The organism is Phaeobacter italicus (assembly GCF_019801785.1).
GTDB lineage: Bacteria > Pseudomonadota > Alphaproteobacteria > Rhodobacterales > Rhodobacteraceae > Phaeobacter > Phaeobacter italicus.
In genome coordinates, this window is the sequence record NZ_JAHVIJ010000003.1 from 498,445 (window position 1) to 512,664 (window position 14,220).

7 protein-coding genes are annotated in these 14,220 nt (G+C 59.5%); 4 read left to right on the forward strand and 3 right to left on the reverse strand.

All coding sequences use genetic code 11. The features are described from left to right. Positions 1 to 76: 76 nt before the first annotated feature. Both KUV39_RS10025 and KUV39_RS10030 read right to left on the reverse strand, forming a co-directional pair. Complete coding sequence (locus KUV39_RS10025) at positions 77 to 754, reverse strand: Crp/Fnr family transcriptional regulator (RefSeq protein ID WP_209033460.1); 678 nt, start codon at positions 752 to 754, stop codon at positions 77 to 79. A gap of 158 nt (positions 755 to 912) precedes the next feature. Then, positions 913 to 1,527, reverse strand: a complete 615-nt coding sequence (locus KUV39_RS10030) for a response regulator transcription factor (protein WP_008562408.1) — start codon at positions 1,525 to 1,527, stop codon at positions 913 to 915. A 319-nt stretch (positions 1,528 to 1,846) separates the two neighbouring features. Here KUV39_RS10030 and KUV39_RS10035 point away from each other — a divergent pair, with 319 nt between their 5' ends. From KUV39_RS10035 to KUV39_RS10050, 4 genes are all read left to right on the forward strand, one after another. Then, positions 1,847 to 2,362 carry a putative pterin-binding protein gene (locus tag KUV39_RS10035; RefSeq protein ID WP_244998307.1) on the forward strand — a complete coding sequence of 172 codons (516 nt, stop codon included), beginning with the start codon at positions 1,847 to 1,849 and terminating at the stop codon, positions 2,360 to 2,362. Between the two features lie 26 nt (positions 2,363 to 2,388). After that, a complete protein-coding gene (locus KUV39_RS10040) occupies positions 2,389 to 5,040 on the forward strand; it encodes a hybrid sensor histidine kinase/response regulator (RefSeq protein WP_222459679.1) in 2,652 nt (883 codons plus the stop codon). A gap of 256 nt (positions 5,041 to 5,296) precedes the next feature. After that, positions 5,297 to 7,042 carry an ATP-binding protein gene (locus KUV39_RS10045; protein ID WP_222459680.1) on the forward strand — a complete coding sequence of 582 codons (1,746 nt, stop codon included), beginning with the start codon at positions 5,297 to 5,299 and terminating at the stop codon, positions 7,040 to 7,042. 173 nt (positions 7,043 to 7,215) lie between these two features. Next, complete coding sequence (locus KUV39_RS10050) at positions 7,216 to 7,818, forward strand: acyl-homoserine-lactone synthase (protein ID WP_008561147.1); 603 nt, start codon at positions 7,216 to 7,218, stop codon at positions 7,816 to 7,818. A 63-nt stretch (positions 7,819 to 7,881) separates the two neighbouring features. On the opposite strand, the gene KUV39_RS10055 is transcribed toward KUV39_RS10050, so the two are convergent. After that, the gene (locus tag KUV39_RS10055) at positions 7,882 to 14,151 is read right to left on the reverse strand and encodes a DUF4347 domain-containing protein (RefSeq protein WP_222459681.1); all 6,270 of its coding nucleotides are present in this window, start codon (positions 14,149 to 14,151) and stop codon (positions 7,882 to 7,884) included. Positions 14,152 to 14,220: the final 69 nt, after the last annotated feature.

A 14,220-nucleotide genomic window follows, 5' to 3' on the forward strand; every position in this document is an offset into this window, starting at 1 on the left:
GGCCACTGTCTGTGACTTTGTCACCAACGCCTGCACACCGGGACAGGTGGCCGCGTCGCGGTATCGTGATGCGCCTTCAACGTCCGCTCAGGTGGCGCAGGGCGTCACGGTCCAGGATGTCGACGGTGCCGCGCGCCAGTCGCACCCAGCCACGGCGTTGAAATTCCTGCATCTGTCGTGAAATCACCTCGCGCGCAGTGCCCAGGTCAACAGCCAGCTGCTGGTGTGTCACGGCTAGATGGTCGCCCTGTCCGGCAAGATCCAGCAGTCCTTGTGCCAGGCGGACGTCGATACGCTGAAACGCGACCTCGTCGATTACATGAAAAAGATCGGTTATCCGTTTGGAAAAAGCGGTAAAAACAAAGTTGCGAAAGGTTGGTGAGCTGGCCACCAACTCGTCAAAGATCGCCCGTGGGAGGGCGGCTGCGCGCACCGCCGTTTCGGCAATTCCTTCGGCAGCGTAGTCCTCGTAGGCCAACAGGCAGGCAGTGGTGAGCACACAGCTCTCGCCTGCCGTGATCCGGTACAGCAGGATTTCGCGACCCGTCTCTGACACCTGTTGCACCCGAACCGTACCATCCAGCAGGAAAAGCATGTTTTCAGGCGATTTTCCGGGCCCAAAGATGACCGCGCCTTTTGGTGCGCTGATGATCTGGCTTTTACGCAAGAGTTGCTCGCGGGTGTCCTGATCCAGTTGCATCAGCCCCTGAAAGCGACTGATCCAATTGGCCGTGTCTGCTGTTGGCTGGCGCATGTCCCCGGTCCCGCGTGATCTGATCCTGCGTGCCCACTGGTGGCGGAGCACGACACCGGCCTAGCATGGCCGAGTGTCGCGGCCAAGCAGACGTGCCGCCGCAGGCCCAGTGAGTTACATGAGCTGTGCGCCTTAGGTATCTGTTAATATGCTTGTTTTTAGAACAGGCCGGCCTCTTTGGCGGTCAGCGCCGCCTGGGTGCGGTTTTTTGCATCCAGCTTGCGGCAGAGCGTGCGCACATGCAGCTTGATGGTGACTTCCTGCAGCTCCAGTTCCCGGGCGATCTCCTTGTTGGAGAGACCACGGCACAGGCCATCCAGCACCTCGATTTCCCGTGGGCTCAACTTGTCTGCCAGCGGGTGGGACGGTGCCTCTGCCTCCTTGCGCATCAATTCGACAGGGACATAAATTTCCCCCGCGCTCATGAAACGCACCGCGTTCAAAAGCGATTGCGCCCCCATTGTCTTGGGGATGAAACCGATAGCCCCGGCATCCAGCGCCTCTTTTGCGGTGCGTGCGGGTGCGCTGCCCGACAAGATGGCAACGCCCTTGCCGCCATTGGCCTCAAGCGCGGTGCCCAAGCCAGCCAGCCCGTTCATTCCGGGCATGTTGTAATCAAGCAAGACCAGATCGTAGGGACCATTGTCCGCGATTTCCCCGAGCGCCCCGGGAAGATCGACAGCTGATGTGACCGTCGCGCCACCTTCGGATTGCAGATAGGCTGAAATGGTTTCGCGGACCATATCATGGTCGTCCGCCAATAAAATGCGCATGTAAGCTCCTGGCTCAGGTCGGGCTAACCCCCGCAACTCTATCCTGACATTCGTTTACGAGTTGTCAATATCGCTGGCGGGAGTGCCTGTAACACGAAACCCGGTAGAGTTGAATGTAAATTTCGTGTATTATTCCCCTAGGCGGGGGCCAATTTGTGGCTAAAGTTACAAAACATACATCAATACCACGGAAACTTTTGCAAGATCGGAACTAGGGCAGACGACGATAAGTCTCTGTCTTTTATACGAAACATACCCGTTGCGTCGCGTTGGGTGAACCAATGTGCCTGCAACGACAGTGGCAAAAGGATTGATTGATATGAAAATCCTCTACAAGAGGTTAGCCGCACTGCTGTTTGCGTTTGGCGTTTCAATGGCATGTGGCGCCGCGTCTGCCGTTGCGTCCGAGGCTGCGCTGACGGTCACTGAAAAGGGGGGTGATGGCCAGATCACGGCCCAGCACCACTTTACCATGGAAGACCTGCAACAAATGCCGAGGGTCGGTTTTGACACCGCCACCATCTGGACCTCGGGCGTGCAGCAATTTGCCGGGGTAAGCCTTGCGCATCTTCTGACGACGCTTGAGCTGCCGACCGACGGCGATGGTGTGCTGACAGCCCGCGCGATCAATGATTATTCCGTCGAAATTCCGCTGGCTGACGCGGTGGAGGGTGGCCCGATCGTCGCCTATGAGCGTAACGGCGCGGTCATGTCGCTCAGGGATAAGGGGCCACTTTGGATCGTCTATCCGTTCGACAGTGATCCAGCCTACCAGACAGAGGCGATTTATTCCCGTAGCATTTGGCAGTTGGAGGAGATTACTGTAACCAAATGAAACCCTTGGCCGAGGTTGAGAGTTAGGTGAAACTGCGCAGCAACTCCTTTTTTTCGCGCGGCGTGCTGATTGCCATTGCGGTGGTCGTCGCGCTGCTAGCCGTGCAATCTGTGCGGCTGGGACGAGAGGTGCTTTTTCGTCTTGATGGTCTGTCGACGGCCGCAACGGACAGCCTGCAATGGACCTTGTCGCAAGCGGAAATCGAACATCTGAAGCTCGAGAATGCGGTACTTGCAGCTGAAACTGTCGAGGATCTGGCGCAGGTTCGGCGCAAATTCGACATTCTGTTCAGCCGGATCATGACCATCCGCGAAAGCCGGACATTCGCGCCGGTCCGCAACGCGCCTGACAACGCCGGGATCATGCCGCGCGTGCAGCAGCGGATCGACTATCTCATCACCTACATCGACGGCCCGGATGAGGCGCTTTTGTTTGGCCTGCCCAGGGTCAGCGAAATACTTGAAGAAAACAGGACCGATTTGCGCAATCTCGCGCTTGCGGGGCTGACGGAACACGCCCGCGCGAGCGAAGAGAAACGACTGAATTTCTTTGATCTTCTGTCACGCCTTGCGATTGTAGTCCTGGCGCTTCTTGTGGCGTTGACGATGACGACGTTGATGATGGGGCGGCTTTACCAGCGGGGCAAGCGCCTGGCAGAGCGGACCCGCGAGGCCGTGGCGCGCATGCGCGCGATGGTCACCTCATCGCTTGACGCGATCCTCGTCGTCGACAGCGACGGAAAAATTCAGGAATTCAATGGCGCCGCCGAAGCCATCTTTGGCTATTCCAGGGCCGAAGCAACCGGCGCCAACATGGCCGATCTCATCGTGCCCGACCACCTGCGCGAGGCGCATGCCGAAGGAATGGAGCGGTTTCGCACATCCGGCCAGGAAACCGTCATCGGAAAGGGCCGTATCCAACTGGAAGCAAAGCGAAAATCGGGAGAGGTCTTTCCGGTTGAGCTGTCCATCACCGCGAGCAAGCCCACCGAGGATGGAGAAGAGGGCGAGACTGTCTTTGTCAGCTATCTGCGCGATATTTCCGACCGGATCGCGGCAGAGCGGGAGTTGCGCAATGCCCGTGACAAGGCCCTCGCCGGAGAGCGGGCAAAGGCAGAGCTGCTGACCGTCATGAGCCACGAGATGCGCACGCCGCTGACCGGTGTGCTGGGCGCGGTTGATTTGCTGTCTGACAGCGGCCTGAGCGCCGAACAATCCGGCTATGTGACCATGATCCGTCAATCCGGCGACCGGCTGATGGGGCACGTAAATGACGTCCTGCAGCTCTCTAATCTTGAAAGCAGCGTCGACAATGAAAACCGCCGGATATTTGATCTCGCCAAACTTGTTGGTGAACTGGTCAAATCCCAGCAGCCTGCGGCCCGCCAGGCGGGGAACGAGCTGAGCTGGAGTTGCAACCTGGGCCCCACCAACAACGTCTTGGGCCGACCGCTTGCCGTGCAGCGGGTGTTGCAGAAAATCCTGCAAAACGCCGTTGATTTCACGCGGGACGGGGCGGTCGCCGTTGAGGTCCAGCGCCTTGGCAGCAGCGATCGGGTGGAAATCAGCATCGCCGATACCGGAAAGGGCATCGCCGAGGATGATCTGGACCGCATTTTTGAGGATTTCATCCGCCTGGATGCCAGCTACTCCCGCAGCAGTGAAGGAACGGGGCTGGGGCTTGCGATCACCCGCCGGACGGTCGAGGCAATGGGCGGGGACATCAGCTGCGAGAGCGAGCTGGGCGAGGGCAGCCTTTTCACGATTTCCCTACCACTGCCGGCCTCTGGTCAGAGCGCATCCAACACAACCGCGTCGGCCGCTCCTGCGGCAGCCGCAGATACGCATGACGCTGTGCAGAAGGAGCCGCAGGCCGCCGCCTCTGTGGCTGAACAACAAGACCCGCAAGCGCTTGATATTCTTGTGGTTGAAGACAATGAGATCAACCGTATCCTGGTTGAGAAGATGTTGCGCAACCTTGGTCATCGCGTCACCTTGGCTCCCGGCGGGGCAGAGGGGGTTGCCGCTGCGCGCGCCAAGGATTTCAACCTGATTTTCATGGATATTTCCATGCCAGGGGTCGACGGGATCGAGGCAACTCGCCAGATCCGCAGCGGGCACCTGGCTGATGGGGTCGACATCGTTGCGCTGACGGCACATGTGGCGCCGCAGGATCATGTGCGTATCCTTGCAGCAGGCATGGCCGAGGTTGTCACCAAGCCGGTCCACAAATCGACATTGGCAGATGTGATTGATCGCCGCGCAACCCTGCCGCTGGTGCGCAGCAGGCGGCCGGTGGCAAAGGCCCAGCCAACGACCAAGCTGACGGCCGCTGCCCAGACGCCAGAGCCAGCACCCGCAGCTGCCCGAGAACTCTCTGATATCGAACAGTTCTTTGATGCACTTGGCCGCGACCGTGGCGTCGAGTTTCTGGCCGAATACAAAGGCGACATGGAGCAGCTGCTCGCGGATCTGCACGCCTGTGAAGATCTGTCCGATCCGCTCCGGGCCGAGGCCCACAGGCTGGCAGGTTCGGCAGCGGTGTTGGGATTTGGCGCGCTCCGTCATGCGCTGTTGGATATAGAAAACGCAGATGGAAATGGCGGGACGGACCTGATGCGATTGCAAGCCGAATGGGATGAGGCCCAGGGAGAGATCACCTCGCATCTGGCCGCATGATGGGCAGCTGCCTGCGATGGGGCAGCAGACATGACGCCAAGAGGAGACAGTCCGCACCATTGCGATGACGATCACGTGATTTCTGGGCAAAACTGCGGTAGAGTTACATCGCAGACTGGTCAATTGAATTGAATTTTACATATGATTTGATGCAACAGACTTCCAAGGTGCATATCTATGTGATCCGGTGACCGCGCTGACAGGTCCGGAGCAAAGATGGGGTGTTTTAGGTGCTGATCATTACGGAAAATTGGCAATGCTGACGATTACGCCCAGCTTGCGTCGTGATGTGTCCGCCCAGAACCAGCTGGTCAAGGAGGACCTGCCATCACGCTTTGCCTCGATTACAATCGTGTCGCTTATTTCCCTGTACTACCTGTCATTTGCCCAGGTTGCAGCTGTCTATTTTGTTTACATCATTATCGAACTGATCGGCATTCGTGTGTATCATCAACTCAGCCGCAAGGTGACCCTGGCGGGGATCGCGTTGTTCGTGATTTCTGCCTTTATCGGGGTCTGGACCTTCAACACCATCCCGCTTCTGCTGTTTCTGGAACCTGACGGATTTGCGAAACTGATGGGGGCGATGCTCCTTGTGATCGCGCTCAATCACTGTGTAGTGGCGCGCTCGCAATGGATGTTCTTTGGCCTGCTGACGGCGCTGCCCATCATCGGGGTCTTGGGATTTCTTGTTGGCGAAACCCTGCTGTCTGTCGGCAATCGCGCTGAGATCATTTTTGCCGTCGTGATCCTGGCGATCGGGTCCGCCTACACGTTGTTTGCGATCTGGAGCCAGCACAGGATGGCCAATGATCTGCGCAAGGCACTGGCCGATGCCAAGGCTGCAAGCGAGGCCAAAAGCCGTTTCCTTGCATCGATGAGTCATGAGATCAGAACCCCCCTCAATGCGATTTGCGGCATGTCCGAGTTGATCGCCGAGGGGCGCGCAGATCCGGCTGACTTGATGCAACATGGCCGCTTGCTGACCACGTCGTCGCAGGCGCTCACGGATCTGCTCGATGATATTCTCGATCATGCCAAGATCGAATCCGGTCACATGGTGCTGACACCCACCATTGCCGATCTCCATGCTGAAATCGCCTCGGCGGTCGAAGTGTTTCGTTTCAGCGCCGAGGAAAAGGCGCTGGATCTTAGCCTACATGTTGCTGACAGCGTGCCGAAATATGCGGAATGTGATATTTTGCGGCTGCGCCAGATCATCTCCAACCTTGTGTCCAATGCGGTGAAATACACCGAACAGGGCGCAGTCAAAGTTGATGTGGCGGCCCGGCCGGGCGAGGACAGCACGCGGCTGGTCGTCAACGTGAACGACACCGGCCGCGGCATGTCCGAACAGGATCTGACGCAGCTCTTTTCCGATTTCTTCCGCGCCGAAAACAAGGACGCGCCCAGCGTGCCTGGTACTGGTCTTGGCCTGTCAATTGCGCGCCGCCTGGCCCGGAACATGGGCGGCGATCTGGTGGTGTCCAGCCAGCTGGGAGAGGGCAGCCGCTTCACGCTGACCTGCGATATCCGCGCTGTCGAGCCGCCGACCAAGATCACGCCGCAGCCAGCAGCGCCCAATGGGGCAGAGGCTGAGTTGGGCAAATGCCGTGTGCTGGTGGTCGATGATACCGCCTCGAACCGTCGCGTTGTGCGCGCCTTCTTGCAGGGCAGTGATGTTGAAATTCTGGAAGCGGAAAACGGCGCAGAGGCGCTGGCCTGTCTTGCCGAGACAGAGGTTGATCTTGTTCTTCTGGATATGCGGATGCCGGTCATGGACGGCAAGGAAACGCTGATCCAGATGGCCAAGAGCGAGCCGCGCATCGCTAATACGCCTGTTGTCATGCTGACGGCGAATGCCGCCACCGAAGACCGCGAAACCTATCTGGGGCTGGGTGCTGTGGGTTATATCGCTAAACCAGTGAGAAAAGCCGTGCTTTTGGCAGAAATTCAGCGGGTCATTCAGCAATCAGAAGGCGAGATGCAGAAGGCGGTTTAGGCACGAAACCGCGATCCTTTAAAACTTAAATTTGCGCTGAAAACGCGCAAAGGCGCCCCCGTGGCGCCTTTTTCTTGTCTTATTTACCATTCTTTCACCGTTTTATGGAAATTTTTTAGTCAACTTTAGGGGGTTTTAAATCCCAGTGTTGATTTGAAAGTGACCGTAACGCGATGCAGTCCACACATATTACATTTGATAACCTTGATCAGACCGGTGGCTTGTTCACCGGGCTTTTGCGTGCCCGCCATCATCATTTCATTGAGCGCCACGACTGGCACCTGCCGCAGACCCGCGGCATGGAGTTTGATCAATATGATACGCCGGAAAGCGTCTATTGTGCGATCCATGACAGTGAGGGCATCAAGGCAGGTTTTCGTCTGACGCCAACAACCGCGCAAAGCATCAATGCCAGCTACATGCTACGGGACGCCCAGCTTGGTCTTTTGCCGGGTCTGCCAGAAAATATTCTGGATGAACCAGCCCCACGGGATCCGGGGATCTGGGAAATCACCCGTGTCTTTGTGTCCGAAGACATCCCAAGCCGGGAAAGGCGCGTCGTGCGGCGGGAAATGGCGTTGAATCTCGCTCGGCTGTCCCGCACGTGGCAGGTTCGCTCTTTCCTGTGCCTCACCTCTGTCACCGCAGCCTTGCTGACGCTCAAGGTCGGGTTCGATCTCTCCCCCGCGGGACCACGGTTCGAGGTCGCGGGCGAAACCTGTCAGGCCTACCGCCTTGAAATGCGTCCGGCGGAAAAACAGCTTCGCGTTGCCTGAACAGGGGCAAAGCGCACAGAACAAAGCAGGGTCGCCAGATCGGCGGCCCTGCGGTTTTATCCCTTAGAGAATTATCATGACAGAGCTCAGCTCTGTCTCGGACACGTCGCGCAGGATAAGGCCGCTGCCATCATCGAAGCTAAAGACGAAATCATCGCCCTGTTGCGCCCCAAACGACAACGCCTCCTGCGTCGAGGAAAACCCAAAGTTCCTGAGTTCCAACACATCCATCGTGGCGTCGAAGTCGGCAATCGTATCCATGCCGCGCCCTTTGGCAAAAATGAATGTGTCGCTGTCGGCGCCTCCGCGCAGCCGGTCATTTCCAGCGCCGCCGTTTAGCGTGTCCTGCCCCATGCCGCCAATCAGCGTATCATCGCCCTTGCCCCCAAAGACGTGATCATCCGCAAGGCCGAGAGACACCTTGTCGTCGCCCCAGCCCGCGCGCACCCGGTCCGATCCTTCACCGCCATAGACCGTGTCGTGGCCCTGGCCTGCAAGGATGGTGTCGCTGCCTGTCCCACCATGGATCGTGTCATCCCCCCAGCCACCGCGAAGGTGGTCATCATCCGCACGCCCATAGACATTGTCATTGCCTTTGCCCGCAAAGACGCTGTCGTTCCCGCGACCGCCAAAAATGGTGTCGGCGTTGCTGCCCCCGTGCAATGTATCGTTGCCTTGGTGGCCGCGCACAAGATCCTGCCCCGGCCCCGCAAGCACCAGATCATTGCCGTCGCCCCCAAAGCCGCTGTCATTGCCGGACCCAAGGAACAGCTCATCCTCGCCGGCATTGCCGCGGATGGTGTCGTTGCCGATGCCACCCGTTAGGGAGTCCTGGCCAAGCCCACCACGGATCAGGTCGTCACCACCGTCGCCATTGATTGTATCGTTGAGGTTGGTGCCATCGAACGTCTCGCCGTCGCTGCCACCGGTCACATCGATCGGCGTCTGGGGTGTGCTGCCCCCTCCGCCAGGGGATGGCGGCGCTGTGACAGTGACCGTGATCAGGGACACGTCGGATGTGGCGCCATCTGCTGCGTCAAGCCGGATACCGACGCTCCGGCTGCCAAGCGGGGCGGCGCTGCCGGTGGAATTGTCAAATCTCAGTGCCTCCAACAGGGTTTCGACCTGGGAAAAGGCCACTCCCGCCATGAGGACAATCACCAGATCCTCGCCATCGCCCCCAGTGCCCGTTGCGCTGATGGTGCCGATGTCGGTTCCGCCCACGGCTATGACCGAGCCATCGGTCTGGCCCGACGACAGGGTGACGGTGCCGGTGGTATCAACCAGCAGAAGATCGCCACCCTGCGCGCCGCTTTCCGGCGAAACGGTGAGGGTGGCCTGCCCCAGATCCGCATTGTCAGGGTCGCTCACGCTCAGATCGCTGCCGGCATCAAGCTGCACGGCTGCCTGTCCCCTCACAAAGGTAACGGTGTCGCCGTTCAGATTGGTGATTTCGGGTGGCTGGCTTGTCACCTGAAGCGAGAAGGGAACATTCACATCCGCATCACCGCCGTTTGCCGTACCGTCCCCATCTGTCAGGGTCAGGGAGAAGCTGCGCGTTTCAACCCCGGTGGGCGCAGCATAGGTCAGGTTCTGCAACAGAAGCTGCACGTCAGCGGGGGTGGCATCCGTCGTGGTGAAAGAGATCGACAGCGCGCTTCCGGATTGGCCATCGCTCACTGCGTCTACCGTGCCAATCACCGTGCCGTTGATGGCGAGGCTTGCCCCAGCGCTGAGCGTTGCGCCTCCGGAGGCTGTGACCACGGTTCCGTCGACACCCCAGCTGCCGTTGCTGGTGCCGCTGGTCTGCTGCAACACCAGGGTGCCACCGTTGAAATCGGGCGAGTCGACGTCAGAGACCGTGACGCCAGCCAACCCCGACACGGCCTGTGCCCCGCTGCCCGCCACCACCTGGCCCGCGATAGGGGCGGTGATATTTGCAATATCCGGGGCATCATTTACCGCCGTCAGGGTAACGACTGACGTCAGCGAAAGCGTGGCTGCGTTGCTGTTGCCGCCCGTGGCGCTGCCGCTGTCGGTCAGCCCGGTGATGGTCACGGCCCTTGTGCTGCCATCCTGCGGGCTGTCGGATGTGTTCTGATAGGCCAGCCCGTCGATCAGCGCTTGCAGATCCACTGCTGAGAGGGTTGCCCCGCTGATGGTGACCGTTGCGGTGGTCCCGCTGACGGTCACAGAGGCGCTCAGGCTGTTGGTTGCAGTCATCAGCGTGGTGCCGTGGGTGAGGGTCAGCGTGCTGCCGTCGATCTGGAGCATCTCGGCCGCGCCGTCTGCAAGATTGTCGATGGTCAGCGTGAGCCCGGTAAATGTCTGCCCGTTCTCGATTGCATCGGCTGTGACCGAGGAGAACAGATCGCTTGCGGTTGCGCCTTCGCTATAGCCGGGGTTTTCCGACGTTGCCGTGAGGGTCGGGGCGTCATGTTGTGCTGCAACGCTGACGGTGAGCGCCGCGACATCAGACGTGAGACCTGCGTCATCCACCACCGTGAGAGAGAGCACCCGGTCACTGGTGTCGGGGTCCTCACTGATGTTGGTGTAGCTCAGGGCTGAGATCAGCTGCTGCAGGCGGGCAGGGGTGGCATCCGCCGTCAGGTCAATGACGAGCGCCTCGCTCGCGCCGCCAGCAGCGCCCGCCCGCAGGGTGCCGATAACAGTGCCGCCCACGGATACCGTCACATTCGCGGCCTGCGCGGCAGACAGGCTGACAGCGCCGGATGTGTCGATCACAAGGCGGTCGTCCGTGGTTTGACCGCTGACATAGGCCAGCGACAGGCTCCCTCCGTCGAAGTTGGCTGAATCCGCATCACTAACGGCTGCATCCGCATTGGCATCCAGCAGGACCGCACCGCCATCTTCGACAAAGGCGACGCTATCCCCCGATAGATTGGCGATGACCGGCCGATTGCCGAGCGACATGGTGAAATCGGCAGTGGTCTCTTCAGCGCCGCCGTTTGCCGTTCCGTCCCCGTCGTTCAGGGTCAGCGTGAATGTCTGCTGGCCCGTCCCGGAGGCCGCCCCCCAAGTCAGCGCCCGGATCAGCGCCTGCACATTGGCGTTGGAGGCATCAGCGGTTGTGAAATCAATCTGCAACATGCGCCCGTCCTGCCCGTCGTTGGCTGCATGTACGGTGCCAATGGTGGTGCCACCCACGGCGATCGTCTCTCCTGCGGAAAGCGCGGCATCCCCGCCTGAGGTCACAGTTGTGCCATTGACCGAGAAACTGCCGCTGGCAGAGTTTGCAGCACCGCTGTCGGCGATCGTCAGAACGCCGCCTGAGTAGTCGCTGGTATCAGGATTGCCGAGCAAGACGTCGCCGCCGCGATCAATGGCCGCGTGCTGGCCGGGTTCCACGGCGCTGTCATCCCCCTGCAGGTTCTGCAAGGTCGGGGCGTCATTCACGGCGGTGAGGCTGACAGTGCTGGTGAGGCTGGGGGCGGATGTGTCGCTGCCGCCGCCCGCCGTGCCGCCGGTGTCGACAAGCTGGGTGATGGTAACGACCCGATTGGCAACCGTGGTCGGCGCGTCAGAGGTGTTGCGGTAGGTCAGCCCGTCAATCAAGGTCTGCGCCTGCGCCGCCGTCAGCGTTGCACCAGAAAAGCTGAGCGTGGCTGTGCTGCCGGTGACAGAGACGCTCACTCCTAATCCGTTTGTTGCTGTTGTGGCGGTCGTCCCGTCGGAGAGCGCAATATCCGTGCCGTCAAGGGACAGGATCTCAGCCGCGCCATCCGCAACATTCGTGACGGTAAGTGTCAGCCCATCCAGCCGGTCAACCTGTTCAACAGTGCTCAAGGTGACAGAGCTGAACAGATCCCTTCCACCGGCACCCTCTACATGGGTTGGATTTTGGCCAGTCGCACTTAGGGTTGGGGCATCATTTACCCCGCCAATCGCGACGGTCTGCGTGGCCGTTACCGTCTGGGCGCCACCGCTGCCCTGGGTGCCTGAATTGCCATCAGAAAACACCCAGTTCAGTTCGGCGCTGGCGTTCGGGTCATCGCTGGAGTTGGCATATGTGATGTGCTGCAGGACGTTGTTCACTTGGGCCGAGGTCGCCGTCGAAAGGAAGGTGATCTGCAGCTGGCCGCCCCCTTCGGTAAAGGTGGCAATTGGCGCGGCACTCCATTGCAGTTGATTGGCAACAACAGTGAACCCCGCAGTGGACAGCTCAAAGCCAAAGCTGTCAGTCGCAGTGGCGCCACCATTGCGGGAGATGGTCAGGACTGCGCCATTGAAATCACCAAGACCGCCATTAAGAACGGAGAGTTCGGCGTCGCCAAGGGTGACATTGTTGTCCAGAACAACAGCGCTGCCGCCCTCAGAATAGGTGGGGTTTGCGTCCAAACCATTGAAAACGGGGGCGTCATTGACTGCATTCACTGTGATTGTGACGCTGTCACTTGCGGTGGAAAATGCAGTTGTTCCACCGGGTGAAGTCAGATCCGCGATACCGCCAGCCGATCCAGTGGTTTTGTCCCAGGCGTGGATCGTCAGCGTGGCCTGGCCGACGTAGTTCTGATCAGGAACAAAGCGAACCAGGTGCGTGCTGGCACCACCAGCCGTGCCATCCAGCAACCGCGCCGCACCAGCGAGCGACACCACCTGGCCCGTCGTCGCGCTAAAGTCGCTCCAGCTGGCGCCTGCATTGGTGGAAAACTGCCACACACCGTTGGTGTTATCGACTTGGCTGACGGCAATTGCCTCTACCGCGCTGCCATCGACATCTGAGATGCTTCCATCAACCACCAGGGCGGCGACAGTTGCTCCGGGGTTGTTGGCATTGTCTGTGGCATCATCATCCCCGTCGGCGCCGCTGCCATTGTCATTGCCGGCGTCCTCGTCGATCGCGGCAAGTGTGGGGCTGGCCGTCGTGTCCAGAACCGGCGCGTCGTTTGCTGGCTGGATGGAAATGTTGACCGTATCGGCCGCACCGTCACTGGTGCCGTCATTGGGGGTTACGGTTAGAACGGCAGTGGTTACGTCATTTGCCTCGGTGGTAAAGGTGATCTTGCTGGTGTCGTCCAGATACGCATTCAGGGCTGCTGCTGTGCCCTGTAGCGTCATCGACGTGGTGCCAGAGGTTGCAATCGTCACCCCGGCAAAGATGCCGTTGCCGTCAACCGAACTGATCGTGCCACGGTCAACCGCAAGGGTCAGGGTGATGTCATCTCCATCTGCGTCCGAAAGGTTATAGGCGGACAGGTCAATCGCGGTTGCCACGTCCTCTGTCGCCGTGTCATCGGCCGGGGTGCCGCCGAGTGCAGGAGCCGTGTTGGCCGGACCGACGGCATCGCCAACCGTGATATTGATGACCGCAAATTCCTGGAAATCGGGATCATTGGTGTAGTCGACGGCAATCCTGCGCACATCTTGCCATGCTGTATTGGTTGTCCAGCCACCAGACTCGTAGGAAAACGTTTGGTATGCGCTCGAGCCAGCTGCGGTCCATGTCAAAACCTGCGAGACAACCGCATTTCCGGAAGCATCATATCCCCGGATTGTAAATGTCTGGTCAGTAAGTGCTTGGCCCCGGCCGACGACCTCGAAGCCTTCGAAGCTGAAATTCGCAGATCCGGCCAATTGAAAGCCGTTGCTGAATCCATCGAAGGATAGATTGCCGTCCGAAGCTACCACGCCTTGTCCGGGGAGCCCTGCCAGCGACAGGTTGGTAAACAGTCCGTCGGCTTCATCGCCGTAGCCGTAGTCAAGTGTTAGGGTAATTCCGGGGGCATCGGTGACACCAGATGTCCCGTCGACCCACTCTGCTTTAACTGCTCCTCCAGTGTTTGATGCATAGTTGATCGTCGTCGAGAGCACCCCTTGAAACGCGGCTTGGCCAGCGGCAGAGATTGCGACAGGTGTTGTGATTGCACCGATCTGCAGATCCAGCTGCCAATCCCCGCCCAGCTGTGCCGCCCCGGTCAGGGTGCGTGAGGCGGCGATATTGGCGCCCGTGGCCTCTGCGAGGGCTGCGACAAACGCCTCTCCACGTTCGGACGCGGCAACCTCGCAACCGTAAATCAAGATGTCCGCATCCGCAGCGAGCGCCCGGTTGATTGTTGCACAGGCGTCCGGTGCCTGTTTCAGCGTTCTGGCCGTCAGGAAGTCATTGCCCAAAAACAACGTCCCATCAGCCCCGTGAGAGAGAATATGAACCGCGGTGATCCCGTCACGGCCTTCCAGCGCCTGCGCAATCTGGGACAGGCCGGGGCGGCGAGGATCAAGCGGAATGGCCTCCACATCCTGAGGGAGATTGGCGAGCAGTGTGTGAAAATCCGCTATGGAACTGTCAATAAAAGCGATTTTGGAAACTGTCATGGCAGGATAATCTTTTGCATCAGGGGAAGATTGAGTTGTTTGCAATCTATGGATGTGCGGGTTATCGAT